We start from the raw sequence: 25,292 nt of genomic DNA, 5'->3' as shown, positions 1-25,292 counted from the left end.
CTAACAAACTCGGGCAGGCACTCCAAGGGCAATGGTTAAGTGTCTGTAAGATAAATTAAATATGTCGGATCGACAGGGTTTGGCGAGGTCGAGCCGCACGATGTCATGCGGGAAGCGTCATGCTGCATTGCGGCATGATCGGAAACTGTGTCAATCGGGCAACATTTGCATGCCGGGCGACATGTCTGCGGCGGCGTAAGCTCCATTCGCTACGAGTTAAACACTTGAAAAACAGTACGTCTACAAGATTTTTGGGCCCCCGTCATCGTTCTGCCATTTGACGATTTACCTGAGGTTCAGCTTGGGCTATGAAAAAAACTGCAAAAGCGGTCGTTCAAGGGCGCTTGCGGGAGGGGACTTCTGATGAAAATGAACGGGATCAATGCAAGCGCGCGCCTGCTGTGCGGGGCCGCAACCTTTCTGGCGCTGACGGCAACCGGCGTGCCGGTGCTGGCGCAAGAGACGGACGAACAGGCGGCCGCCGCTGTCGAGGGCGAAGGCGAGGACGCAATCGTCGTCACCGGCATCCGCGGCTCGATCCAGTCCTCGCTGGATGCGAAGCGCCAGGCCACTTCGATCGTCGAGGTGATCACCTCCGAAGACCTTGGCCTGCTTCCCGACCTTTCGATCGCAGATACGCTTGCCCGCCTGCCCGGCGTCACCGCCCAGCGCGTGCGCGGCCGTTCGCAGTCGGTCTCGATCCGCGGCCTCGGCCCGGACTTCTCGCTCGCGCTGCTTAACGGCCGCGAAGTCGTTTCGGCCGGCAACAACCGCGGGATCGAGTTCGACCAGTTCCCGTCGGAACTGATCGGCACCGGCGTGGTCTACAAGACCGGTGACGCGCAGCTTGCCGCCATCGGCATCGCCGGCGCGGTCGACCTGCGCACCATCAAGCCGCTCGATTCCAAGAAGCGCCAGATCACGGTTTCGGGCACCTACACGCTCAACGACAATGGCTCGCTCAACCCCGATTTCGGCGCTGACGGCTATCGCTTCTTCGCCAGCTACATCGACCAGAATGCCGATGGCACCATCGGCTGGTCGCTCGGCGCGACGATGCAGTCGATCCCGACCCAGATCATCCAGCGCGAGCTGAAGACCAATAATGGCCAGGTTACCCGCACCGTCACCCCGGGCGGCACCGTGTTCCCGCGCGATAACCCGCGTCAGGGTGTGCAGAGTCGCGAGTTCAAGCGCACCTCGATTGCCGGTTCGCTTCAGTTCGAGCCGACCGACCGGTTCTCGCTGACGATCGACGGCTTCTACACGGGCACCGAAGATTCGGGCATCTTCCGCGGCACCGAAACCCCGATTGCTTCGTGGAGCACCAATGGCGGGGCGCAGGTCGGCGCCGTGACGGGTTCCGGCCCGTTTGCACAGAGCGCGACCTATACCAACGTCTTCCCGATCCTGCGGACCGACACCGAAGGCGCGGATTCCTCGATCTTCGCGGTGGGCGGCAACCTTGAGTGGAAGGCGACCGACAACCTCGGCTTCGTGCTCGATTACGGTTATTCGACGCTCGACCGCGACGATGTCGATTATGAATCCTATGCCGGCACCGGCCGCAACGGCACCGGCCCGGCCGACACGCTGACCTTCAACTTCAACCCGAACGGCGAATACAGCATCGACGGGCTGATTGATTACACCAACCCGGCCAACGTGCTGCTCACCGATCCGGGCGGGTGGGGCCAGGTCGGCTTCCTGCGCGAACCGGAAATCAATGACGAACTGCATCAGCTCCGCGCCGAAGCCTATTGGGAGTTCGATGGCGGCTTCATCGACCGCATCGTGGCAGGCTGGCTCTATACCGACCGCTCGAAGGACTTCGACAACAACGGAACCTTCCTGCGTCCGGGCACCGGCTTCGTGAACAGCTCGCGCGCGATCCCGTCGGACCTCATTATCGGCCAGACCAACACCAAGGGCATCGGGCAGGACATCATCGCCTATAATCCGGCAAGCCTGCTGACCAGTGGTGCCTACACGCTGCAGCGTGCCACCGACGATACCGAATGGCTCGTGGATGAGCAGGTGCACAACTTCTACATCCAGGCCAATATCGACGGCGATCTCGGCTCGGTGCCGGTGCGCGGCAATATCGGTCTGCGTTATGTCGATACCTCGCAAAGCTCGACCGGCACGATCAGTGGCGGCCGCGTGAACGAAGTCAACGCCAGCTACGACAACTGGCTGCCGAGCGTGAACCTTGGTTTCGAGGTCATGGAGGATACCTTCATCCGCCTCGCCTTTGCCAAGACCATCACCCGTGCCCGGCTCGATCAGCTGGCGGCGAACCAGAACATCAACGTCAATCCGCTGAGCTGTTCGGACACCAACGCCGACCAGATCCCGGATACGGTGATCGGCTTCAACCCGCCTGCGCTGGTGTGTTTCAACCTTAGCGGCGGCAACCCGACCTTGCAGCCGTACCGTTCGACGTCATTCGACATCTCGTTCGAAAAGTACTTCACGCCAGGTACGGCGATCATCGTTGCCGCCTTCCACAAGGATCTGTCGGACTGGGTCGTCAATCAGCCGACCGTGCTCGATCTGACCCAGCAGATCCAGAACGCGGGCTTCGGCTCCATCCTGACCACTGCGCCGCAACTCGCGGTCGGGGCGTTCGACGGGCCGGTCAACTTCTCGGATGGTTCGATCACCGGGATCGAAGGTACGGTGCGCGTCAATTTCGGCGACCTCGTCGATGTGCTTGACGGGTTCGGCGGCTTCTATTCGGTGACCTACTCGGACGCGACAATCGACCCCCCGGGCCAGACCCCGATTGCGATCCCGGGCTATTCGGACCTCACCTGGTCGAGCGACATCTTCTACGAAAAGAATGGCTTCCGTGCCAAGCTGGCTGCGCGCCATCGTGGTGCGTTCCTGTCGGAGGTTCCGAACTTTGCAGGCGGGCTCGAAGGGGCAAACTCGCAGAGCGAGACGATCCTCGATGCGCAGATCGGTTACACCTTCGAGAAGGAAGGCAGCTTCCTCAACGGGGTGCAGGTTCTTGCAGAAGTCTTCAACCTGACCAACGAACCCTTCGTGACCGAGAACGAGCTGTTCGACCGGGCTCCGGGATCCACGCCGGCCCCCCAGTCGCTCGGTGTTTCTTTCCCGAGCCGTCACGAGATCTACGGACGGACCTTCCAGTTCACGATCCGCAAGAGCTTCTGATAACGACGCCCTCGGGTCGCCCCAGGGTCTCAGGAAGGGCTCGCCAGCAATGGCGGGCCCTTTCCTTTTGGGGTGTGCTTGCGGCAGTTCGTGCGGGGCCTGCACGGGTTAGCCGGGGGTTAGACCCCCTCTAGACCCCTCTTAGACCCCCTTTAGCCCGATGTTTTGCGTGAAACATCGCCTTCGGGTGGTGGTGTGTGGCTTGATCAGGACGCGATCGGCGGGGCGGGGCAATGCCGGGCGATGAAATCGCCATGCGATGGCATGGTGGCAACCGCCTCGTCCATCGCCTGCCGGATCTGCCGGAGCCGCTCGGCAACCGGCACACCTACGCGCATCGCGGCAAGGGCAGGGGCCCGTTGCGGGACGATGCCCTGCCCGAGATAGACCGCAATCCAGCTGGGATTTGCGAACAGCTCCTGCCCGTCGGCAACCAGCATTCCGTGGCTGCGGAAGTGGTCGATCTTGTATTGCAGGCTGTCCGGAATCGGCATGGCCGCGCAATATCGCCACAGCGCGGAATCGTCCCGTTCGGTGGCCTTGTAATGGAGGATCAGGAAGTCCCTGATCAGCTCGTATTCCCTTGAAGTCTGGGCATTATATTCGCGCGTGAGCAAGGGCGACATGGTGTTGTCGGGCAGCAGCGCGATCAGCCGCAGAATGCCGTATTGGATAAGGTGGAGGCTGGTCGATTCCAGCGGCTCCATGAACCCGGCGGAGAGGCCAATGGCAACGCAATTGCGCTTCCAGAACTCGCGCCGCTTGCCTGTGACAAAGCGCAAGGGGCGGGGGTCCGCCAAGGCCTTACCGTCAAGGTTGGCGAGCAGGGTTTCGGCGGCCTCGTCCTCGGAAATGAACTCGCTGCAATGCACGTAGCCATTGCCGGTGCGGTGCTGGAGCGGGATGCGCCATTGCCACCCCGCCTCGCGCGCGGTGGAGCGGGTGTAGGGGGTGAACTCGCCGCGTTCGCACGGCACCGCCACGGCGCGGTCGCAAGGGAGCCAATGCTGCCAGTTGTCGTAGCCCGCCTCCAGCGCCTCTTCGATCAGAAGCCCGCGGAAGCCGCTGCAATCGATGAAGAATTCGCCTTCGATGCGGGTGCCGCTGTCGAGCGTCACAGCCTCGATAAAGCCGTCTTCGGCGCGCAGTGCGACGTCGACGACCTTGCCCTCGATCCGCTTTACCCCCCGCGCCTCGGCGAAGCGCCGCAGGAAGGCGGCGTAGAGCCCGGCATCGAAGTGATAGGCGTAGTCGAAGGTCGACTGGATCAGCCGCCGGTCGGGCGAGGGGTGGGCGAACTTGCCCGCCTTGGCCATCGCCCAGCACATCGAGAAATCGTCGATCGGGCCATCAATGCGGCGTTCAAGATGTTCTCGCATCCAGTGGTGATAGAAGGGAACACTATCAAATTCAGCGCCATACTGGCCGAAGGGGTGGAAGTAGCTATGTCCCTTGCGCCCCCAGTCGATGAACTCGATCCCGAGCTTGTAAGAGCCCTGCGTCTCGCGCACGAAGGTTGCTTCGTCGATGCCGAGCCGCTGGTTGAAGTTGCGGATCGGCGGGATGGTCGCCTCTCCCACGCCAACTGTGCCGATCGCTTCGCTTTCGATCAGGGTAATGGCGCAGGCCCCGCCGACCGCATGGGCGAGCGCCGCCGCTGTCATCCACCCTGCCGAGCCGCCGCCGACAATGACGATGCTCTTGAGCGGCGCGGGTTCGGTCATCCCCCGCAGCTCTCGCGGATCAGCAGGCTCGTTTCCAGCCGCTGCGAGATCGCCGGACCGGCGCCCTTGTCGATCAGTTTCGATACCAGCATCCGCCCTGCCAGATTGGCGTCCTGATCGATGGTGGTCAGCTGGGGGGTGACAAGGCGCGCGGCGGGGATGTTGTCGTATCCCACCACCGAAACATCCTCCGGCACGCGCATCCCGGAGCGGGTCAGCGCCCGGATCGCGCCGATGGCGATAAGGTCGCTCGCCGCAAACACCGCATCAAAGCGCAGTCCCCGCGCCAGCGCGCTGCGCACTGCTGCTTCGGCCGAATGCACCTCGAAATGGGCGGGCAGGACAAGATCCTCGTCAAGTCCGATCCCCGCCTGATCGAGCGCCTGCTTGTAGCCGCGATAGCGTTGTTCGGCTTCGGGCGCTTCGGTGTCGCCGAGGAACAGGATGCCCTTGCGCCCGAGGCGCGCGAGATGGGCGGTGGCCCGCCGCCCGCCGGCGAGGTTGTCCGACCCGATCACGCAATATTGCGCGTCCGGAAACTCCGCGCCCCACACCACGAAGCGGTTGTCGCGCGCGGCCAAGGCGTTGAATTCGTGGTGCAGCGAGGACTGTCCGATGAAGATCACGCCGGTCGCGCGGCTCGTGCTCATCGCGTAATCGAGATCGCCGCCTGCGCGAGGGCTGAGGTGGCTGATGAGCAAATCGGCATTCCGTTCCCGCGCGGCTTCGGCAATCCCGGCGAGCAGTTCGAGGAAGAAGGGGTCAGACACGCGGCTGTCGCGCGCCTGCGGGGCGGGGACAACCACCGCGATAGTGGCATCCGCGCCGATTGGCCCGCTCGGCATGGATGAGCGGAACTCGTAATCATGCGCGCGGGCGATCTGCCAGATTTGCTGTTTGGTCCGGCGCTTCACCGAGGGGCTGTCATTCAGCGCACGGCTCACGGTGGAGATCGAAACACCCGCCTCGCGCGCGATGTCCTCGAGCGTGGCACTGCGCCGCGCTTCCGAGGAGGAGGGAGGGTTATCGGCCATCTGCCCCTATCCGCCCTGGACTTCGGCCCAGTAGCCGGTGCCGGGGGCGAGCGTGAGCGGGACGCTGTCGCTGCCAACCGCGCTCTCGGTGGCGATCAGGCTCAATGCGCCGAGCCCTTCCGGAGCGCTGAATGCGCCGGGCATTTCGCCGAGGTTGAAGACGCACAGCACGCTGCCCGCATCGTCGTGGCGCAGGAAGGCAAGGATATCCTCCGGGCTGTCCAGCAATTCGATATCGCCATGCACCAGCGCCGGGTGCTGACGCCGCTGGGCGAGCAGCTGGCGCGCAAAGCCAAGGGTCGAGGCGGGGTCAGAGGCCTGCCGGTCGACCGCGAAGCCGGTGTGGACGGGGTCAAGCTTGAGCCAGGTGCGGTTGGCGCTGGAGAACCCGGCTTGCGGGGCATTCGCAGCCCACGGCATCGGGGTGCGCGCGCCATCGCGGCCCAGCGTGTGCGGCCAGTTGGCGATGGCTTCGGGATCGAGCAGGTCTTCGAAAGCCACCTCGCCCTGCGGCAGGCCCAGTTCCTCACCCTGATAGATGATCGGGTTGCCGCGCAGCGCCAGCAGCAGCAGCAGGTTCAATCGCGCGGCGCGCGCCATGTCGCCATCCAGCGTCCAGCGGGTCACGGCGCGGGGGGCATCGTGGTTCGAGAACGCCCATGAGGGCCAGCCTTCGCCCGCATCGCCGCTCCACTGCGAAAGGCTGGCACGCACGATCGGCGCGGTCAGCCGCGGGGCGTAGAGGAAGTCGAAATTATAGGCGGAATCGAGCCGCTTGCCGCCTTCGGTAAAGGCCTTCATCTCGGCCAGCGGCTCCGGCCCGCCGACTTCGGCGACCGTGAAGCGGCCCGGAAATTCATCGATCGTGGCGCGAATGCGCTCGAGGAAACCGGTAATGTCGGGGTGCGACTGGTTGTATTGTTTGACCTGCATGTCGAACGGGCGCGTGACCAGTTCCATTGGCATGCCGCTCGGCGGATTGTCGCGCAGGTCGGGATCGTGCATCGAGAAGTTCAGCGCGTCCAAGCGGAACCCGTCCACCCCGCGGCCCAGCCAGAACCGCGCCACATCCAGCAGCGCGTCCTGCACGTCCACATTGTGCACGTTGAGATCGGGCTGACTGGTGAGGAAATTGTGCAGGTAATACTGCTTCCTCGGCCCGTCCCACTGCCATGCGGAACCGCCGAACACCGATTGCCAGTTCGACGGGGGCGAGCCATCCGGCTTGGGATCGGCCCAGACATACCAGTCGGCCTTCGGGTTGGTGCGATCAGCGCGGCTTTCCTGGAACCACGCGTGTTCGTCCGAGGTGTGCGAATAGACCTGATCGATAATCACTTTCAGGCCGAGACCGTGGGCCTTTTCGATGACCCGGTCAAAATCGGCGAATGTCCCGAAGCTCGGGTCGATTCCACAGTAATCGGCAACGTCGTAACCGAAATCCTTCATCGGCGAGGTGAAGAAGGGTGAAATCCAGATGCCGTCCACGCCAAGATCGGCGATGTAGTCCAGCCCGTCTGCAATGCCTGCAAGGTCGCCGATCCCGTCGCCATTGGTGTCGCGGAAGCTGCGCGGATAGATCTGGTAGATGACAGCGCCGCGCCACCACGCCAGCGGAGTGGTGGTCGCCGGGGCAGTCTCGGCAAGTGCGGTTGCCATTAGTCGTCAGTCTCCAGAATGCAGGCGGCAAAGCCGAAGGCGGGAAGCGTCACCTTGACCGCACCGGGCGCCGCGAGCGCGGCCGGGCACTGGCCCAAAAGCGGCACGACACCGGTGGTCCGGTAGCTTACCTCGACATTGCGCGAAAGGGCCGAAGCGCCGGTATTGAACATGGCAATCACGCGCTGTCCGCTTTCGGGATCATGGCGCTCGACCGCGAGCAGGCCGGGCGCGGCTTCCTCGAAAGCGCGCACTTCGCTGAGGCCCCGGCGCAGCGCCGGGCTGGCGCTGCGCGCGGCGGCGAGTTCGGTTACGAGGCGGTAGAGCGGGTGGGCAGGATCGAAATTGCTCTGCGCGGTGCTGGCGCTGCTGCCGACGAGGTTGTTGTCGTTATAGGCCGCGACCTTGCTGGGGAGCATGTCCTCGCGGGCGAGCTGGTCGTTGCCGTCGGAGATGAAGCCTTGCTCGTCCCCGTAATAGACGGTTGGTACGCCGCGCAGCAGGAACATCATCGCGTGGCCCAGCTTCACCCGCGCGAGCAGCGTCGCTTCATCATCCGATCCGCTCATGGATCGCACGAACATCGAAAACCGCCCGAAATCGTGGTTGCCAAGGAAAGTCGGCAGGCCCAGCGCGGTCTTCGCCCCGCCGGGATAGATCGCGTCCTGCTGCAGGAATTCGGCCATCAGGCGCGGGGAGGCCTTGCCGCTGACGACCAGCTGGGCCGCCTTGGCAAAACCCATGTCCAGCGCATAGGGCAGACCGCTTTCCGCCATCACTTGTGCGGCAAGGGTTGCGGTGGGTTCTTCGTAAGCGATCTCACCGAAGATGTGGAAGTGATCGATCCCCTTGGCCTTGGCGCGGGCCTGCATGGCGGGGACGAAGGCCTGCCAGAACTCGGGGTTCACGTGCTTTGCCGTGTCGATCCGGAAGCCGTCGATCCCGTAATCGTCGATCCAGGCCCCGAAGATGTCGATCATTCCGCTGACAACGCGCGGGTGCTCGGTCGCGAGATCATCCAGCCCCGAGAAGTCGCCATAGACAGAACTCTCGCCGATCCAGTGCGAGTTGCCGCGGTTATGGTAGAGCGTGACGTCATTGAGCCATGCAGGCACCTTCACGTTGCGCTCCGCCTCGCGCACGACAGGCGTGTAGGCGAAGGAAGGGTCGGTCAGCCGCGCCCAGTTCGCGGGGTCAGGATTGTCGTCGCCCGCAAAGCCCGGATTGATCGCTTTCCCATCCGTGCCGCCACGCCGCGAGAAGGGATAATCGCCCTTGGCACGGTAGGCGTAGCCGCTGTCCAGCCCTTCGGCATAGTCGATCACATCGGCGGTGTGGTTGGTGATGATGTCCATATAGACCTTCATCCCGCGGCGGTGGGCGGCATCGACGAAGGCCTTGAACTCGGCATTGGAGCCGAAATGCGGATCGACGCTGGTGAAGTCGGTCACCCAGTACCCGTGATAGCCCGCGCTTTCCTCGCCCGGACGACCCTGCACCGGCTTGTTCTTGAAGATCGGCGCGAACCAGATCGCGGTGACGCCCATGTTCTGGATATAGTCGAGCTTGGCGGTCAGACCTTTGAGGTCGCCGCCGTGGTAGAAGCCCTTGTGCGTCGGATCGAACCCGTGGTCGAAGGCGCCGCCTTTCAGCCCGCCGCGATCATTGCTGGTATCGCCGTTTTCGAAGCGGTCCGGGAGGACGAAATAGATGATTTCATCTTCCAGCTGGCGTTCCGCGATCGGGGCGGGCGCGGCGGGTGTTTCTGCCGCGATCGGGCCTCCCGCCACGGCGGTGCTCGCGCACAAAACAGCCGCCAGCCTCACGAAGATTCGCGTCATTACCCAACTCCCTCAGTCACAAGTTGTGACAGCTTGGGAATATTTTTGCAAATCTTTGTGACAGACCTGCCGTCCGCAAGAGATTGCCGACAAGCCTCTCATTTATATAAATTAAAGCGTGCTTCGCTGTGATGATCGGGGTTTTTCAGGGTGCCTTATGGCAAAGTTTCTTGCAAATTTTTGCAGGGCGTCCAGACTAGGGACTGGCAGCGCGTAAGGCATCATCGGACGTTCGATCCGTAGAGCATAGGCGCTGCCGGGAGCCGCGTCACGCCCGAGCGGGCGGCGCGGCCGGGAGAGGGATGAAAGCGATGATGACGCAAGTCGGGCACAAGCCTGCGTCCAAACCGGCCTTGGGCGCGGCGCAGATCTGGAACATGAGCTTCGGCTTCCTTGGCATCCAGATCGGGTTCGAGCTCCAGAACGGCAATGTCAGCCGCATTTTCCAGACATTGGGTGCCGATGTCGGCGAGCTTGCGATCCTGTGGATTGCCGCGCCGATGACAGGCCTGATCGTGCAGCCGATCATCGGCCACCTGTCCGACAAGACGTGGAGCCCCCGCTTCGGTCGCCGCCGGCCTTTTTTCCTCATCGGCGCGCTGCTCGCCAGCCTTGCGCTGTTTGTCATGCCCAATGCCCCCGTGCTGTGGGTCGCGGCCGGGATGCTGTGGGTGATGGACGCCTCGCTCAACATCACAATGGAGCCGTTCCGCGCCTTTGTCGGAGACAACCTGCCCGACCGTCAGCGGACGAAGGGCTATGCGATGCAGAGCTTTTTCATCGGCACCGGAGCGGTGCTGGCAGGCGCGCTGCCGTGGGTGATGACCAACTGGATGGGCCTCAGCAATGTCGCACCGGAAGGCCAGATACCGGATACGGTGCAGTGGTCGTTCTACATCGGCGGCGCAGCGCTGCTTGCGGCTGTCGCCTGGACGGTTTTCACAACCAAGGAATACTCGCCCGAAGAACTCGCGCGCTTCAATGCTGCGCACAATAGCGGCAATGCTGCATCGCGCGTAGCCATGCAGCGCAGCGCCGCACAGTTCACCAGCGGCGGCGTGGCATGGATCATCGCCGGAGCGATCATCGCTGCTCTGGTCATGGTCGCCCGCAGTGATCCTCGCCCGGCCTTCCTCGGCACCATCGAGGTGGCCAAGGACATCTATGTGCTCGCCGCGCTGGTTGCCGGCTTCGGTGTGATCCAGCTCCTTGCCGGGATGCTGCGCGCGCAGGGGCGCCATGACAGCGGGTATATGGAAGTGGTGGGCGATCTGTTCGCCATGCCGCGCACCATGCGCCAATTGGCGGTGGTGCAGTTCTTCAGCTGGTTCGGGATGTTCGCGCTGTGGATCTACGGCACGCCGGGCGTGACCGAGTTCCACTTCGGCGCGACCGACACGGTGGGCGCCGCCTATCAGGACGGTGCGGACTGGTGGAGCCTGATGGGATCGGTGCGCAACGGCCTTGCCGCCGCGGCGGCGCTCGGCTTTGTGATGATCGCCGCGAAGATTGATCGCATCCGGCTCCACGCGATCAATCTGCTGCTCGGCGCGGCGGGCTTCGGCGCGGTGCTGCTGATCCGTGATCCGGCGCTGTTGTGGGTGCCGCAGATCGGCATCGGCATCGCATGGGCCTCGATCGTGTCGCTACCCTATGCGATCCTCGCGGGATGTGTGCCGCAGGAAAAAATGGGCATCTACATGGGGGTGTTCAACATCTTTATCGTGGTGCCGCAGCTTCTGGCGGCGACCCTGCTGGGCTTTCTGCTCACCAATCTGTTCGGCGGCGAACCGATCTACGCAATGGTGATCGCGGCGGTGAGCTTCGTACTGGCCGCGGTGGCGACGCTGTTCGTGGTGGATGGCGAGAAAGCGGACGCTCCGGCGCTGCAGGCGGGGCCGGCGTGATGCGGATCGCCACAGCCCTGCTGGCGAGCGCGCTCGCCGCAAACCCGGCGCTGGCCGAACCTGACTATGCCCCGCGCGATGTGGTGGAGGCCACCAACGCGGAATGGACGCGCGATGCGGTGCTCTATCAGCTCAACACCCGCCAGTTCACCAGCGAAGGCACCTTCAAGGCGGCGCAGACACAGCTGCCCCGCCTTGCCGCGATGGGCGTCGACATCATCTGGCTGATGCCGATCCACCCGATTGGCGAGGCAAACCGCAAGGGCTCTCTGGGCAGTCCCTATGCCGTGCGCGATTACCGCGCGGTCAATCCCGAACTCGGCACCGAGGCCGAGTTCCGCGCCTTCGTCGACGAGGCGCACCGGCTGGGGCTGAAGGTGATCCTCGACTGGGTCGCCAACCATTCGGCCTATGACAATCCGCTGACCCTCAGCCACCCCGAATGGTACACCCGCACCCCCGAAGGCGCGCTGACCAGCCCGGCCGGGACCGACTGGTCGGACGTTGCGGATTTCGATTACAGCCAGCCCGCCCTGCGCCAGTACATGACCGAAAGTCTTGTCTACTGGGTGCGGGATTTCGGCATCGACGGGTACCGCGCCGACGTGGCGGGATATGTCCCGACCGATTTCTGGGAGACCGCCCGCGCGGAACTCAACAAGGTGAAACCTGTCTTCATGCTCGCCGAATGGGAGCAGCGCGATCTCCATGCCCGCGCCTTCGATGCGACCTATGGCTGGGGCTGGAAGGAGGCGATGCAGCGGCTTGTGAAGGATGGCAGCGGGGCGGGGCCGATGCGCGGTTACTACGCCGGACAGTCCGAAACCTGGCCGCGCGCGGCGATGCGCATGGTCTATACCGAGAACCACGACCAGAATTCGTGGGACGGCGTGGCGGCGCAGATCTACGGTCCGGCCTATGAGGCGGCGATGGCGCTGTCCTTCACCGGCAGCGGCCTGCCACTCATCTACAACGGGCAGGAAGCGGATAATGACCGCCAGCTCAAGTTCTTCGAGCGCGATCCCATCGTCTGGCGCGAGGGCAAGCATGACGCCCTGCTGCGCAAGCTGATCGCTCTCAAAACGGCGAGCCCGGCGCTCCACAATGGCCGCTTCGGCGCGCCGATGGTCGAGGTGCCGACCAGCGCGACAGCGGATGTCTATGCCTTCACGCGTGGCGACAAGGGCGAACGCGTGTTCGCTGTCTTCAACCTCAGCCCCCGCGCGCGCAGCATCACCTTCACCCACGCGCGCCACCACGGCAGCTACACCGATGCCCTGACCGGCACTCCCGCCAGCTTCGCAGGCAGCGAGACGCTCGATCTGCCCGCCTGGGGCTACCGGATTTTCCAAGAGACCAATTGAGGCGGCTCCCCCGTGGCCGCAGGAGAGGGACGATGACGAAGCACTGGAAATCACTCATCGCGCTGGCGGCTATCGCCTGGGCAGCCGCCCCGGCCCACGCCGAAAGCCTGACGGTGGCCTCGCCCGATGGCAAGATCACCGTCACGGTCAGCGATGATGGCGGCCTTGCCACCTATGCCGTCGCCTTCGAAGGCGAGCAGGTGATCGCCCCTTCGCGTCTGGGGATGCTGTTCGCCGAACACCACGGTTTCGAACGCGGGCTCACCATCGCCGCATCGACCCGCGCCAGCAGCGACACCACGTGGGAGCAGCCGTGGGGCGAGCGCCGTCTGGTGCGCGACCAGCATAACGAGCTTGCCGTCACCCTGAAGGCGAGCGAGGGGCCGGACCGGCAGATGACCGTCCGCTTCCGCGCCTTCGATACCGGGATCGGCTTCCGCTACGAGCTCGCCGAGCAGCCCGCGCTACAAGGCGATATCGCCATCGTCGAGGAGCTGACCCAGTTCGGCGTCGGCGACAAAACGACGATGTGGTACACCCCCTCGGACGAGTTCAACCGCAACGAATATATCTACCGCGTCGCCCCCGCCGGGCAGGTGGATGATGCGCACACGCCTTCGACCTTCCGCACCACCACCGGCATCCACTTTTCGATCCACGAGGCGGCGTTGGTCGATTATTCCGCGATGTCGCTTGATCAGCTGCGGCCGGGCAATTTCCAGGCGAACCTGCGCAATTGGTCAGGCGGGCCGAAGGTCAGGACCAAGGCCCCGTTCAAGTCCCCGTGGCGCACCATCCAGATCGCGCGCGATGCGGTGGGCCTGATCAATTCCGACATCATTCTCAACCTCAATGAACCCAACAAGCTGGGCGATGTCTCCTACGCGAAGCCGGGCAAATATGTCGGCATCTGGTGGGCGATGCACATCAACGACCGCACCTGGGCAAGCGACAAGTACCACGGTGCCACCACCGCCGAGACGAAGCGCTATATCGACTTCGCCGCCAAGCACGGCTTTGCCGGCGTGCTGGTGGAAGGCTGGAACAAGGGCTGGGACGGCGACTGGTTCAACAACGGCGACCTGTTCAGCTTCACCGAGGCCTATCCCGATTACGATATCGATGGCTTGAGCAAATACGCGGCGTCCAAGGGCGTCAGCCTGATCGTCCATCACGAGACCTCGGCCAACCTCACCAATTACGAAAAGCAGCTCGAAGCAGGGCTTGATCTCGTGAAGAAGATCGGCTCGCGCTACGTGAAGACCGGATATGTTTCCGACGCGGGCGATGCGGTGTGGGTGGATGACAAGGGCATCCGTCACTACGAATATTACGATAGCCAGCGCATGATCGACCACCACCTGACCGTGATCAAGGCGGCGGCGGAGCGCGGGATCGCGATGGACACGCACGAACCGGTCAAGGACACGGGCCTGCGCCGCACCTATCCCAACTGGATGACGCGTGAGGGCGCGCGGGGCATGGAGTTCAACGCCTGGGGCTCGCCGCCCAACCCGCCGAGCCATGAAGCGATGCTGGCCTTCACCGCGCTGCTGGCGGGGCCGTTCGATTACACGCCGGGGATTTTCGATCTGCGCCCCAACGAGCGCCCCCCGGTGCGCCCCGACATGCCGCGCGGTGATCCGTCAAATCGACCGCAGACGACGCTGGCCAAGCAGCTGGCGACCTATGTGACGATCTACTCGCCGTTGCAGATGGCGGCCGATCTGCCCGAGAACTACGAGAAGCGCTTGGACGCCTTCCAGTTCATCAAGGACGTGGAGGCCGACTGGGAGCAGTCGATCGCGCTGGCGGGCGAGGTCGGTCAGTTCGTGGCGATGGCGCGGCAAGGGCGCAAGTCGAAGGAATGGTTCCTTGGCGCGGTGACCGACGAGAGCCCTCGCGATCTGTCAGTGCCGCTGAGCTTCCTCGAAAAGGGCCGCAAATACCGCGCGCAAATCTACCGCGACGGACCGCACGCGCACTGGGATTACAACCCCTATGACATCGTGATCGAGGAGAAGGTGGTGACCGGCGGTGATGACTTCGCGGTCTGGCTCGCCGCCTCGGGCGGGGTGGCGGTGCGGTTTATTCCGGTGAAGTGAGTGCTGCCTGACAGCCTCGCCCATTCATCGGCAGGCGCGAATTTGCCCCGGACGGGGAGACAAGGGGAAGAAGAATGCGCCGCTCCATTGTGTCACGCGTGCTGGTGATTGCGCTGGCGGCGGCCGCTGCTGTCAGTATTGCGCCAGCTGCATTGCATGCTCAGGACGAAACGGCCGACGAGGCGGACTCAGTCGATCCGCACTGGCGGGCCACCACGGTCTACTTCCTGATGACCGACCGTTTCGCCAACGGCGACCCCGCCAATGACCAGATGGTCGGTCGCAAGCGCGATGGCGGGCCGTTGCGCAGCTTCGAAGGTGGCGATCTCAAGGGCCTGATCCGGCGGATCGAACAGGGCTGGTTCAACGATCTCGGCGTTGACGCGATCTGGACCACACCGGTGATCGAGAACGTCCATGGCTTCGTCGACGAAGGCGAATGGGGGCTCACCTACGCCTATCACGGCTATTGGCCCAAGGACTGGACAGCGGTTGACCCCAATCTCGGCACCGAAGCCGATTTTGCCGCGATGGTGAAGGCGGCGCATGGCAAGGGCCTGCGGGTGATCATCGACGTCATCGCCAACCATGCTGGCCCCGAGACCCCTCTCGATCCGCGCTGGCCCGAAACATGGGTGCGCCGCCAACCGCCATGCGATTACCAGAGCTATGCCGGCACGGTCGACTGCGAGCTGTCTTTCACCCTGCAGGACATGCGCACCGACAGCGAAACGCCCGTGGCGCTGCCTGATTTCCTCGTCGCCAAGTGGCGCAAGGAAGGGCGGCTGAAGCGTGAATTGGCCGAGCTCGACAGTTTCTTCGCGCGCACAGCTTATCCGCGCGCGCCAAAATACTATCTCGTCAAATGGCTGACAGACTGGGTGCGCGATTATGGGATCGACGGTTTCCGGGTCGATACGGCGAAGCACGTCGATCCCGAATTGTGGGGCCTGCTCAAGCGGGAAGCCGCCATTGCCTTGGCAGACTGGCGCGCACTCAATCCCGAGCGGCTCGCCGGGGATCGTCCCTTCTACATGGTTGGCGAGGTGTTCAACCACGGCCTGCTCGCTAATGGCCATTCGGTCGGCGCGGCCTATGACTATGGCGACCGGATTGTCGATTTCCGCGATTACGGGTTTGATGGCACCATCAACATGGGCTTTCCCGGCCATCTTCAAATGCCCCTGCCTGCACTCTACCGGGCCTTCGATGCCGAGTTGGCGACAGGAGCATTCGCCGGGCGGGCGACGCTCAACTATCTCGCGTCGCATGATGACATGGGCCCGCACGACCCCTCGCGCGAAAAGCATTTCGAAGCCGCCGAGGCGTTAATGCTCGCGCCGGGCGGGGCACAGATCTACTATGGTGACGAGATCGCCCGCTCGCTCGTTGTTCCTGGAACGAAAGGCGATGCGACATTGCGTTCGGTGTTTGATTGGCAGGAGGTCGAAACCGAGGCTGGCATTGCGATGCTCCGGCACTGGCAGAAGCTTGGCAAATTCCGTGCACGACATCCCGCCATCGGGGCGGGGCGGCATCACGAACTTGGCTTCAGGCCCTATACCTTCGCCCGCACCCTAGACGAGGCAGGGATCGCCGACCGGGTGGTGGTGGCGATGACCGCCGGATCGGAAGGGCCGGTCACGATCAGGACCGGCACGGTCTTCGCTGAAGGTGCGATGCTGCGCGATGCCTACAGCGGCGAAGTGGTTCGCGTGTCGGGCGGGGCGGTGCAGATCGCGAAGCCCGACCGGATCGTGCTGCTAGAGGCCGCGCCGTAGCGGCTCGCGCGGCGGCCAACGCCGTACCTTAAACGCAAAAGAGGGCGGACGCCTCCCCCAAGGCGTCCGCCCTCACTCCCGTCCAAGGGAGAGCTTGCAATCCTATCAGTCGGGAAGGCTCAGGCGGCTTTTTCCATCCGGGCCAGTTCGCAATGCGACCAGATCTCGGACAGGGCCTTGATCAGCCGGTCGATGTCGCCATCGGTGTGCACGGGTGACGGCGTAACGCGCAGACGCTCGGTCCCCACCGGTACGGTCGGGTAGTTGATCGGCTGCACATAGATGCCGTGATTGTCCATCAGCCAGTCGCTGATCATCTTGCACTTCTTGGCGTCGCCAACCATCACCGGGATGATGTGGCTCGGGTTGTCGAGGTGCGGGATGCCCATGATGTCCAGCGAACGACGCACCTGCGCCACGCGCTCCTGCTGAAGCTCGCGCTCGGCGCTGCTGGTCTTGAGGTGCCTGATACTGGCCGCAGCGCCCGCCGCGATGGCAGGGGGCAGGGCGGTCGAGAAGATGAAACCGCTGGCAAAAGAACGCACGAAATCAACGAGATTCGCCGATGCGGCGATATAACCGCCCATCACGCCGAACGCCTTGCCCAGCGTTCCTTCGATCACGGTGATGCGGTCCATCAGCCCTTCGCGCTCGGCAATCCCGCCGCCGCGTGGGCCGTAGAGGCCGACTGCATGGACCTCGTCGATATAGCTCATCGCGCCGTGCTTTTCGCACACGTCGAGGATGTCCGCGATGGGGGCAATATCGCCGTCCATCGAATAGACGCTTTCGAAGGCGACCAGCTTGGGCACTTCGGGGCCGTACATCGAGAGCAGCTCGTCGAGATGCTCCGCGTCATTGTGGCGCCATACCTTGTAGGGCGCGCGGCTGTGGCGGATGCCTTCGATCATCGAGGCGTGGTTCAGCGCGTCGGAGAAAACGACGCAGCCCGGGATCTTGCTCGCCAGGGTGCCAAGGCCCGCCCAGTTCGACACATAACCGCTGGTGAACAGCAGCGCGGCCTCCTTGTTGTGGAGGTCGGCCAGCTCAGCCTCAAGCAGCACATGATGATGGTTGGTGCCCGAAATGTTGCGCGTGCCGCCCGCACCCGCGCCGCATTCATCAAGGCATTCGTGCATCGCGTCGAGCACATCGGGGTGCTGCCCCATGCCCAGGTAATCGTTCGAACACCACACGGTGACCGCCTGCGTTTCGCCTTCGACGAAGCGGGTCGCGTGCGGGAAGCGGCCGCGGTGGCGCTTGATATCGGTGAACACCCGGTAACGGCCGTCAGCGCGCACAGTGTCGAGCTCGCCGGCGAAATAGGCTTCGAAGTCCATCGGTGTTCCCTCTGTCGTCATCATCTTGCTTTCAATCTTGATGGGTCTGCGCCGCAGCCTTCCGCTGCGGGTAGGCCCAGCCCCACAGCATTCCGTCGCGGAATGGCAGGGCAAGGAAAAGGTGTTCGAGCACGCCGAGCAGGCTCAACGTGGTCAGCAGGCTTGCACCCACCATCTCGGCGCTGCCGACGGGGGCGGCGAGGGCGAGGCTGGCGAACCACACCGTCACGCCCGCAATCCCCGCAATCGACAGAGCGAGCAGCATGGTCATCCGGCTCGGGCCGAAATACGACTTCAAGTAGGAGAGCTGTTCGGGCAGCATTTCCGAGGTCGAATTGGGCACGCCGACAAACAGGTTGATCTTGGAAATCAGCCGCATCGCGAACATCAGCACGAACACCGTCGCCCCGATCTGGTTGGGCACGTCCCAAGACAGGGAGATCAGCAAAAGCGCCGTCACCGCGAGGGCGACCTCGTGATGCATCACTGTCGCTGCGGCCTGACGGAAGCGGGCAACACCCGTCAGTCCGGCATCGGCCATTCCGCGGCGCGGCCCTGCCGATGCGCCGGTAAGGAAGGACAGCTCGTGCCAGCCCCACACCATCAACGCGCCAACGAAGGCCAGGTACACGGCCCACACCTCGGCCGACACCGCGGCGACGAGGATCACCACCAGCCCGGCGATACCGGCAACACTGCCGATCAGCAGGCTTGTCGAAAAGGTGGCGCGCTCACGATTGTCCGCCCAGGCAATCAGCCCGGTCGCGACAAACCAGATCGCCACCGTCACGATGAACGGCACAATGTGGCCGCTCCAGCTCACCACGCGGGTTGCAACCGGATCGAATTCGGAAGGGGGTTCGACTTGGGCCGTTGCAGATACATGCGCGCAAAGGCGAAACCGGCTCCGGCCATGCCCGAGACGCGGCCGATCATGCCACCGATCCCGCCGCGCGCCTTGCCTTCCTCGATGCGTTCAGCCGCAAGGCGCAGCTTTTCCATCTGGCGGCGGAAGGCGGGGGCATCAATGTCGAGTTCGACCGGGAAGACCTGGCGGCTGATCTGGTTGCAGATCTCGAACACCTTGTAGTCATACTCGGTCGGATCGACACCGAGCGCGGCGTGGAACACCGGGCGGTTGTGATCGCGCACATACATCGTGGCGTAGACCGACAGCAGGAAGAAGCGCACCCACAGCTTGTTGGCGCCTTCGAGCAGCTTGGGATCGGCGCGCAGCAGCATGGCGAAAGCCTCGCCGTGGCGGAACTCGTCGTTGCACCATTCCTCGAACCAGTCGAAGATCGGGTGGAACTTGTACTGCGGGTTCTGCGCCAGGTGGCGGAAGATCGTGATGTAGCGCGCGTAGCCGATCTTCTCGCTGAGGTATACTGCGTAGAAGATGAACTTCGGCTTGAAATACGTGTATTTCTTGGTCTTGGTCAGATAGCCGAGGTCCACGCCGATCCCGGCATCTTTCAGGCTTTCATTGATGAAACCGGCATGGCGGCTTTCATCGCGCGCGAGCAGACGGAACAGCTGCTTCACATCCGGGTTCTTGGTGCGGCGTGCGATTTCGGCATAGAGCACGCAGCCTGAAAACTCCGACGTCATCGAACTGACGAGGAAATCGGTGAACTCCTGCCGCAGCGATGGCTCCAGCCCTTCGATCACGCCCTTGAAGCGGTCGGAATGCTTGAAGTGGAGCTTGTTGGGATCACCCACCATGTCCGCGATCAGCTGGTCCCACTCGCGCCGGACAAGGCTCACGTCGATCGCGTCGAGCGCGTCGTAATCGGTGGTGTAGAAACGCGGGGTCAGCATCGTGTCCTGCGTCGCGATTGCCATCGCTTCTTCGCTGGTCATCGGCTTGTAGGCGTTCATTTGATCCTCCCGGCATTGAAGCTGACTTCGTAGAGTTCGGCCAGATCGAAATAGGCCGCGAACCGTGTGACGGCGCGGGAGAGCGGGCTGGCGCGTGTCACCGTCGCGCGGCGCTCGAAGACCTGACGGGTGCCGAACGGGATCTGGATCGGCGCGCCATGGACGCGGACCTTGTCGCCCGGCTCCATCGGAATATCGCCGTCCAGTTCGACATGGGCGTGAAAATGTTCGGAGCTCTGCTCGACCGTGATCGTGCAGGGCGTTTCGAACGAATGCGTGGCGAAGAAGGAGAGCGCCATTATTTCGGCTCCACCGCGGCAGGCAGGAGATTGGCGTAAACCGCGCGGTTGTCCGGGCCGAATGAGCTGACTTCGACGCTGCGGCCTGTGACCGGATCGCTGAGGGTCAAGGTGTCGTTTTCCCACCGGGTCAGGGTGAACGGCACGGCCGGCCCTTCGCCGCGGATACGGCGCTGATGGACGAGGCTGCGCACGGTTGCGCGGATGAAGCCGCCTTCACCGGGGCCGAACCGGGCCAGCACTTCGGCGCTTGCCCCGTCTTCGACCCGCACGGTGCCGTCTGCCTCGTCGAAGAAGCGCAGAGTGCGTTCAACGTCTGGCTTGATCCCGGCTGCTGCGCGCGCTTCGGCAGGCACCGACTGGCGCTCGAACAGGCCGAAGCTGACCGATGCCGTGAGCGCGAGCGAGATCGCCACGATGCCGCCCATCAGCAACAACGGCGTGCGGTGGACGGTGATTTCGTCCTTCTCGTACTCCCGAACGATCATGCGGGCGCTCCTTCAAGACCTTGCTCGCCGCGGCGGATCACGGGCGGGAGACGACCGGGAATGGTCGCGGGTTGCGAAGTGGCTTGCCCGACGGGCGAGGCGGCTTCCTTGATCTCGCTCAAATTCCGCTCGATTGCGCCGAAGCGCGCGCGGGTTTCGGCGATCATCTGTGCGACGCGGGCAGCATCGGGCACGGCGCGCAGCATCGGCTGCGGTTTCGCATAGTGGAACGGGCGCACATGCGGCCACAGCAGCAGCGTGCCGAGGAGGCGTTCGCCCTCCAGCTCGAAGGCGATGTCACCGTGGCCGTCCTTGCCACGCATCCGCAGATGGGCGGCAGTGACTTGCTTGAGGGGGATGTTGATCCGCGTCTCGATTGCCATGCCGATGCGCATGATCAGCCTGGTGTCGGTAAGGATGTAAAGCGTGCTGCGCGCGCTCATCCAGGCCAGCAGATACAGCAGAGCGGCAAGCGCGGTGCCAAGCACGCCAGCGACCAGCGCGGCATCAGGCTTGCCCATCATCAGCGCAATGACGATCAGCGCGGCAAAATACACCCCGAGCTTGCGGGTATGGAATGCGCCCGCTGCCAGCTGCGATATCTGCGGACGGCCCTTCCACAGCACGGTTTCATCCGGCTGCGGCGTGCCCATCCGGTCGCCGAAGGCTTTGGGCCCATCGTTCTCGAGCGCAGCGTGATCCAATGCGGTGGGCGACGGCGTTGCCGCCGCCCCCGGTCCGGATGCCTGCGCGAGCTCGTTCAGAGGCATGCTTCCGACCTTTCCGGGGTTGCATACATGTAACCGCCGCCGAAGTAGGCCTGGATGCGGTCTTCTTCGTAGCGGGTGATGATCCCTGCGGTTTCAAGCGCAGGTGCGGTTTCGAACTGCGCGGCTGTGATCGCATCGATCTCGACGAATTTGGGCTTCTCGTCGATGATCGGCAGCAGCGCGTCGAGCAGGCCGTTGCCGTGAACCACGGCGACCATCATCGGCGCCAACACCTTCTTGCCGGTGCTGGTTTCGACTTCGAGATAGCGGATCAGGTGTTCGGCCTGATCGACCCAGATGTCGCTGACCTTGCCAACAGTCGCGCCGTCGGCAGCAACCACCGGCCAGCCGACCAGCTGCGGATCATTGTCGGGGATCACCAGCTCGTGGCTCTGCGCGATCGGGACGATGCGCGGGCGGCCGTCGAAGGTCAGATCGGGATACTTGGAACGGTTGGCCCAGGCGGCCGGGCCCATGCCGTCGATCATCGGATCGCCGGTCGGGACGAGCGGCGCGCCGGCGGAGCGGAAGGCGGGCACGGCGGGGACATTGACGTCGTCGCGCGCCACGTCCTCGGGCACATAGGTGCCGCGGCCGTTGGGGAGCTGGAAGCTCTTCTTGTCGCCATCGGTCAGCTTGATCGAGTGGACCCTGCCGGTATCCTCGTCCTCGAGCGGGTAGCCTTCACGGCGGCTCTCGCGGTTGAGGTAGAAGACCAGGGCAATAAAGAAGCCGAAGAACAGCAGGAAGGCGAGTTCGGCAACATCAAAGGTGCCGACGATATAGGCAGCGTTCATTTCACATTCCTCTCATGGAACAATCCGGCTGAGGCGGAGCCGGGCAAGGTACGGGACGGGCGGGCACAGGTAATCATGTCGGAAACTCGGTAAGGCCAAAGGGCTGGGCGAGCGGATCTTCGTCCTCCGTCCGCATCCGGTTGTGCTGACCGACCAGCGGGCCGATCGCGGCAAGACCGATCAGCAGCAGGCCGATTTCAAGAATGTAGACGGTGCCATAACCGGTCGCGCGCATCGCCAGAGTGGCCGTAGAGTCGCCGCTTTGCAGCAGCGCCGCCACGCCATCGCGCAGCAGGCCGCCGACCGCGATGCCGATCCCGGCGCAGGTCGCCTGCACCGCGCCCCATGCACCCAGCGCAAGGCCGGCAGATTCGTTCTTGGCGAGGCTCATGGCCTCCATCAGCGTGCCGACCGAGAACAGCCCGAGGCCGACCCCGATTGTCAGTGCGCCGGCATACAGCATCAGCGGCGCGGCAAACGGCCCCGCGAACAGCACCAGCAAGAAGGCATTGATCCCGACCACCAGCCCTGCTCCAGCGAGCCGCAGCGGGTCCCATCCGCGCGCAAGTGCCCGGCCCGAAAGCGTGAAGCCCGCGAGCGAGCCCAGCGCCCAGGCCCCGGTCAACCCGGTCGTGGCGCCGACCGAAAGGCCGAGGATTTCGCCGCCGTAGGGCTCAAGCAGCGCGTCCTGCATGGCAAAACCGGCCGCGCCGATGCCGATCGCGGTCAGCAATCGCGCGTTGCGGCCATCGCTCACAAACGCTTGCCAGAGCTGCGCGAATTTCGGTGTCTCGCGTCCGGGAGCCGTCGCCGCGGTATTGCGGGGTTCCTGCTTCCAAAGTGCGGTCACGTTCAGAATGATGGTCAGCAGCGCGCAGCCCTGGATCACCTGCACCAGCTTGGTCGCGGAGTAATCGGCAAGTATGCCGCCGATCACAAAGGCGGCGAACATCATGCCGACGAGCAGCATCACATACAGCAGCGCCACAGCGCGCGGGCGCTTGGCTTCCGGCGCAAGATCGGTCGCAAGCGCAAGGCCCGCAGTCTGGGTCACGTGGAACCCGATGCCGGTCAGCAGGAAGGCGGCTGTCGCAGCAACTAGACCAATCTCGAAGCGCTCGGGCACAGCGAGTAGCAGCAGCGCAAACGGCATGATCGCCAGTCCGCCGAACTGCATCAGCGTGCCGAACCAGATATAGGGCACCCGCCGCCAACCGAGGACCGAACGATGGGTATCTGACTTGTGGCCGACCAGCGCACGGAAGGGCGCGGCGAAGAGTGGCACCGCGATCAGCAGCGCAACCAGCCAGGTCGGCGTGCCGAGTTCAACCACCATCACGCGGTTGAGGGTGCCGTTAAGCAGCACCATCGCCATGCCCACACTCACCTGAAACAGCGAGAGGCGGAGCAGGCGCGGCAAAGGCAGGTCCACGCTCGCCGCATCCGCAAACGGAAGGAGCCGGAAAACCAGCTCGGTCCAGTGCGGTTTGGGCGGGCGTGCCGGGCGTGTCATCCGTGTCTCACCAGTTCAAGCGCCTGGGAGGTGTAGAAACCCGACTGGATGCGCCGGGTGCGGCCGATGCTCCAGCCACTGAGCCGTGCCAGCCGCTCGCGCAGATCGCCCTCGGCAACCGGGACGATGGCGGGTGAACGATCCGACTTGGGGAAGAACTTGCCCACTTCGTGCATCGCGGTCAGCAGCTTGGTGCGGGGTGCGAAGGTGAAGAGGATCGACCCGGTGGTGCGCTGCGCCAGCTGGCTCAGGGCATCGACCAGATCTTCGGGCTGGTAATGGATCAGCGAATCCATCGCCACCACGTGGGCGAAAGTGCCCAGCTGCGGATCGAGCATATCGCCCGAACGCCAGTGGATACGGCCATGACCGATGAAGGAAGGAGTACGTTCGCGCGCCACTTCGACGAGGCCAGCGGCGACATCGATCCCGGTGACTTCCGCGCCCCGGCATGCCGCAGCGACCGCCAGCGACCCGGTGCCGCAGCCGGCATCCAGAACCGCGGTGCGGCGCAGGTCCATCGGCAGCCAATCGAGCAGGTTGGTCCGCATCGCATCGCGCCCTGCACGCACGGTAGCGCGGATGCCGCTGACCTTCGCGTCCGAGGTGAGATCGATCCACGCCTGCCGCGCGGTGCTGTCGAAATAGGTCGCCAGCGCCTCGCGGCGGTGATCATATTCGGATGGATTGCGGCTCGCCATCATTCAAACCCCAGGAAGTCGAAGATGTCGCGGTCCTTCATCGGCTGCGCTTTCGAAGGATCGACGCCCGCCCACAGCATGGCGGCAAGGCGCAGATATTCGTCCTGCGCCGCGACCACTTCGGGATCGTCGCCCATCTCGAACAAGGTGCACTTCTTGAGGCGCGAGCGGCGGATTGCATCGACATCGCGGAAGTGCGCGAGGCGGGGCATCCCGACCTTTTCGCAGAAGCGGTCGATCTCGTCGGTGTCCTTACTGCGATTGGCGACCACGCCTGCAAGACGCACGTCGTAGTTCTTCGCTTTTGCCGCAATCGCCGCCACGATCCGGTTCATTGCGAAGATCGAGTCAAAGTCATTCGCTGCCACCACCAGCGCACGTTCGGCATGTTGCAGCGGCGCGGCAAAGCCGCCGCACACCACGTCGCCCAGAACGTCGAAGATCACGACGTCGGTTTCCTCAAGCAGGTGGTGCTGCTTGAGCAGTTTCACTGTCTGCCCGACGACATAGCCACCGCAGCCAGTGCCCGCCGGAGGCCCGCCAGCCTCGACGCACATCACACCGTTATAGCCTTCGAACATGTAGTCTTCGGGGCGCAGCTCCTCGGCGTGGAACTCGACCGTTTCGAGCACGTCGATCACCGTCGGCATCAGCTTCTTGGTCAGCGTGAAGGTGCTGTCATGCTTGGGATCGCAGCCGATCTGGAGCACCCGGTGGCCGAGCTTCGAAAAGGCGGCTGACAGGTTCGACGAAGTGGTCGATTTGCCGATCCCGCCCTTGCCGTAGACGGCGAAGACCTTGGCGCCCTTGATCTTGTCTTCGGGGTCCAGCTGGACCTGGACCGATCCGTCCCCGTCGGGCGGGTTGAAACTGGATGAGGGGCTGTGCAGGTTCATGATGATCTA

Annotated in this window: 19 protein-coding genes; 5 read left to right on the top strand and 14 right to left on the bottom strand. The window is 63.9% G+C overall.

The annotated features are described in order from the left end of the window. Positions 1–363 precede the first annotated feature (363 nt). Positions 364–3,183: a TonB-dependent receptor gene (locus KVF90_RS15995; RefSeq protein ID WP_264392553.1), complete on the top strand. Its 2,820-nt coding sequence runs from the start codon at positions 364–366 to the stop codon at positions 3,181–3,183. A gap of 206 nt (positions 3,184–3,389) precedes the next feature. Here KVF90_RS15995 and KVF90_RS15990 read toward each other — a convergent pair whose 3' ends face one another. From KVF90_RS15990 to KVF90_RS15975, 4 genes are read right to left on the bottom strand one after another with little or no spacing between them, the layout of a single operon-like run. Then, a complete protein-coding gene (locus KVF90_RS15990) occupies positions 3,390–4,907 on the bottom strand; it encodes a tryptophan halogenase family protein (RefSeq protein WP_264392552.1) in 1,518 nt (505 codons plus the stop codon). After that, on the bottom strand, positions 4,904–5,941 hold the full coding sequence (locus tag KVF90_RS15985) for a LacI family DNA-binding transcriptional regulator (protein ID WP_264392551.1): 1,038 nt from the start codon (positions 5,939–5,941) through the stop codon (positions 4,904–4,906). The genes KVF90_RS15990 and KVF90_RS15985 overlap by 4 nt, the downstream gene beginning before the upstream one ends. A 6-nt stretch (positions 5,942–5,947) precedes the next feature. Next, on the bottom strand, positions 5,948–7,600 hold the full coding sequence (locus KVF90_RS15980; protein WP_264392550.1) for an alpha-amylase family glycosyl hydrolase: 1,653 nt from the start codon (positions 7,598–7,600) through the stop codon (positions 5,948–5,950). Beyond that, positions 7,600–9,441, bottom strand: a complete 1,842-nt coding sequence (locus KVF90_RS15975; RefSeq protein ID WP_264392549.1) for an alpha-amylase family glycosyl hydrolase — start codon at positions 9,439–9,441, stop codon at positions 7,600–7,602. The genes KVF90_RS15980 and KVF90_RS15975 overlap by 1 nt, the downstream gene beginning before the upstream one ends. Before the next feature lie 314 nt (positions 9,442–9,755). Here KVF90_RS15975 and KVF90_RS15970 point away from each other — a divergent pair, with 314 nt between their 5' ends. The 4 genes from KVF90_RS15970 to KVF90_RS15955 all read left to right on the top strand — a co-directional run bounded on the left by KVF90_RS15970 (position 9,756) and on the right by KVF90_RS15955 (position 16,598). Then, on the top strand, positions 9,756–11,348 hold the full coding sequence (locus tag KVF90_RS15970) for an MFS transporter (protein ID WP_264394564.1): 1,593 nt from the start codon (positions 9,756–9,758) through the stop codon (positions 11,346–11,348). After that, complete coding sequence (locus tag KVF90_RS15965) at positions 11,348–12,712, top strand: alpha-amylase family glycosyl hydrolase (protein WP_264392548.1); 1,365 nt, start codon at positions 11,348–11,350, stop codon at positions 12,710–12,712. Before KVF90_RS15970 ends, KVF90_RS15965 begins: the two co-directional genes overlap by 1 nt. Before the next feature lie 32 nt (positions 12,713–12,744). After that, positions 12,745–14,817, top strand: coding sequence for a glycoside hydrolase family 97 protein (locus tag KVF90_RS15960; protein WP_264392547.1), 2,073 nt, complete (start codon positions 12,745–12,747; stop codon positions 14,815–14,817). Positions 14,818–14,891: 74 nt separating this feature from the next. After that, complete coding sequence (locus KVF90_RS15955; protein WP_264392546.1) at positions 14,892–16,598, top strand: alpha-amylase family glycosyl hydrolase; 1,707 nt, start codon at positions 14,892–14,894, stop codon at positions 16,596–16,598. 119 nt (positions 16,599–16,717) lie between these two features. Here the strand turns inward: KVF90_RS15955 and hemA are convergent, their stop codons facing one another. From hemA to bchL, 10 genes are all read right to left on the bottom strand, one after another. Continuing rightward, entirely contained in the window at positions 16,718–17,938 is a 1,221-nt protein-coding gene (gene hemA / locus KVF90_RS15950) for a 5-aminolevulinate synthase (protein ID WP_264392545.1), read from the bottom strand. 31 nt (positions 17,939–17,969) lie between these two features. Continuing rightward, on the bottom strand, positions 17,970–18,740 hold the full coding sequence (puhE, locus tag KVF90_RS15945; RefSeq protein ID WP_264392544.1) for a putative photosynthetic complex assembly protein PuhE: 771 nt from the start codon (positions 18,738–18,740) through the stop codon (positions 17,970–17,972). 17 nt (positions 18,741–18,757) lie between these two features. After that, positions 18,758–19,819 (bottom strand): magnesium-protoporphyrin IX monomethyl ester (oxidative) cyclase, encoded by a 1,062-nt coding sequence (acsF, locus tag KVF90_RS15940; protein WP_264392543.1) that lies wholly within the window; start codon positions 19,817–19,819, stop codon positions 18,758–18,760. Further along, positions 19,816–20,118: a hypothetical protein gene (locus tag KVF90_RS15935; protein WP_264392542.1), complete on the bottom strand. Its 303-nt coding sequence runs from the start codon at positions 20,116–20,118 to the stop codon at positions 19,816–19,818. Before KVF90_RS15935 ends, acsF begins: the two co-directional genes overlap by 4 nt. After that, the gene (gene puhC, locus KVF90_RS15930; protein WP_264392541.1) at positions 20,118–20,606 is read right to left on the bottom strand and encodes a photosynthetic complex assembly protein PuhC; all 489 of its coding nucleotides are present in this window, start codon (positions 20,604–20,606) and stop codon (positions 20,118–20,120) included. The genes KVF90_RS15935 and puhC overlap by 1 nt, the downstream gene beginning before the upstream one ends. Next, on the bottom strand, positions 20,603–21,376 hold the full coding sequence (puhB, locus tag KVF90_RS15925) for a photosynthetic complex putative assembly protein PuhB (RefSeq protein WP_264392540.1): 774 nt from the start codon (positions 21,374–21,376) through the stop codon (positions 20,603–20,605). The genes puhC and puhB overlap by 4 nt, the downstream gene beginning before the upstream one ends. After that, a complete protein-coding gene (gene puhA, locus KVF90_RS15920; protein ID WP_264392539.1) occupies positions 21,367–22,173 on the bottom strand; it encodes a photosynthetic reaction center subunit H in 807 nt (268 codons plus the stop codon). Before puhA ends, puhB begins: the two co-directional genes overlap by 10 nt. Before the next feature lie 73 nt (positions 22,174–22,246). Next, the gene (locus KVF90_RS15915; protein WP_264392538.1) at positions 22,247–23,686 is read right to left on the bottom strand and encodes a BCD family MFS transporter; all 1,440 of its coding nucleotides are present in this window, start codon (positions 23,684–23,686) and stop codon (positions 22,247–22,249) included. Beyond that, positions 23,683–24,387, bottom strand: a complete 705-nt coding sequence (bchM, locus tag KVF90_RS15910; protein WP_264394562.1) for a magnesium protoporphyrin IX methyltransferase — start codon at positions 24,385–24,387, stop codon at positions 23,683–23,685. Before bchM ends, KVF90_RS15915 begins: the two co-directional genes overlap by 4 nt. Then, positions 24,387–25,283: a ferredoxin:protochlorophyllide reductase (ATP-dependent) iron-sulfur ATP-binding protein gene (gene bchL, locus KVF90_RS15905; RefSeq protein ID WP_264392537.1), complete on the bottom strand. Its 897-nt coding sequence runs from the start codon at positions 25,281–25,283 to the stop codon at positions 24,387–24,389. The genes bchM and bchL overlap by 1 nt, the downstream gene beginning before the upstream one ends. Positions 25,284–25,292 lie beyond the last annotated feature (9 nt).

The sequence above is a fragment of the Porphyrobacter sp. ULC335 genome (assembly GCF_025917005.1).
Classification (GTDB): domain Bacteria; phylum Pseudomonadota; class Alphaproteobacteria; order Sphingomonadales; family Sphingomonadaceae; genus Erythrobacter.
This window is presented reverse-complemented; position numbering and strand designations above follow the sequence as displayed.

Excerpts from the sequence above, each read along its gene's own strand:
- KVF90_RS15995 (WP_264392553.1), top strand. The coding sequence starts at position 364 with ATGAAAATGAACGGGATCAATGCAAGCGCGCGCCTGCTGTGCGGGGCC.
- KVF90_RS15990 (WP_264392552.1), bottom strand. The coding sequence starts at position 4,907 with ATGACCGAACCCGCGCCGCTCAAGAGCATCGTCATTGTCGGCGGCGGC.
- KVF90_RS15985 (WP_264392551.1), bottom strand. The coding sequence starts at position 5,941 with ATGGCCGATAACCCTCCCTCCTCCTCGGAAGCGCGGCGCAGTGCCACG.
- KVF90_RS15980 (WP_264392550.1), bottom strand. The coding sequence starts at position 7,600 with ATGGCAACCGCACTTGCCGAGACTGCCCCGGCGACCACCACTCCGCTG.
- KVF90_RS15975 (WP_264392549.1), bottom strand. The coding sequence starts at position 9,441 with ATGACGCGAATCTTCGTGAGGCTGGCGGCTGTTTTGTGCGCGAGCACC.
- KVF90_RS15970 (WP_264394564.1), top strand. The coding sequence starts at position 9,756 with ATGACGCAAGTCGGGCACAAGCCTGCGTCCAAACCGGCCTTGGGCGCG.
- KVF90_RS15965 (WP_264392548.1), top strand. The coding sequence starts at position 11,348 with ATGCGGATCGCCACAGCCCTGCTGGCGAGCGCGCTCGCCGCAAACCCG.
- KVF90_RS15960 (WP_264392547.1), top strand. The coding sequence starts at position 12,745 with ATGACGAAGCACTGGAAATCACTCATCGCGCTGGCGGCTATCGCCTGG.
- KVF90_RS15955 (WP_264392546.1), top strand. The coding sequence starts at position 14,892 with ATGCGCCGCTCCATTGTGTCACGCGTGCTGGTGATTGCGCTGGCGGCG.
- hemA (WP_264392545.1), bottom strand. The coding sequence starts at position 17,938 with ATGGACTTCGAAGCCTATTTCGCCGGCGAGCTCGACACTGTGCGCGCT.
- acsF (WP_264392543.1), bottom strand. The coding sequence starts at position 19,819 with ATGAACGCCTACAAGCCGATGACCAGCGAAGAAGCGATGGCAATCGCG.
- KVF90_RS15935 (WP_264392542.1), bottom strand. The coding sequence starts at position 20,118 with ATGGCGCTCTCCTTCTTCGCCACGCATTCGTTCGAAACGCCCTGCACG.
- puhC (WP_264392541.1), bottom strand. The coding sequence starts at position 20,606 with ATGATCGTTCGGGAGTACGAGAAGGACGAAATCACCGTCCACCGCACG.
- puhB (WP_264392540.1), bottom strand. The coding sequence starts at position 21,376 with ATGCCTCTGAACGAGCTCGCGCAGGCATCCGGACCGGGGGCGGCGGCA.
- puhA (WP_264392539.1), bottom strand. The coding sequence starts at position 22,173 with ATGAACGCTGCCTATATCGTCGGCACCTTTGATGTTGCCGAACTCGCC.
- KVF90_RS15915 (WP_264392538.1), bottom strand. The coding sequence starts at position 23,686 with ATGACACGCCCGGCACGCCCGCCCAAACCGCACTGGACCGAGCTGGTT.
- bchM (WP_264394562.1), bottom strand. The coding sequence starts at position 24,387 with ATGGCGAGCCGCAATCCATCCGAATATGATCACCGCCGCGAGGCGCTG.
- bchL (WP_264392537.1), bottom strand. The coding sequence starts at position 25,283 with ATGAACCTGCACAGCCCCTCATCCAGTTTCAACCCGCCCGACGGGGAC.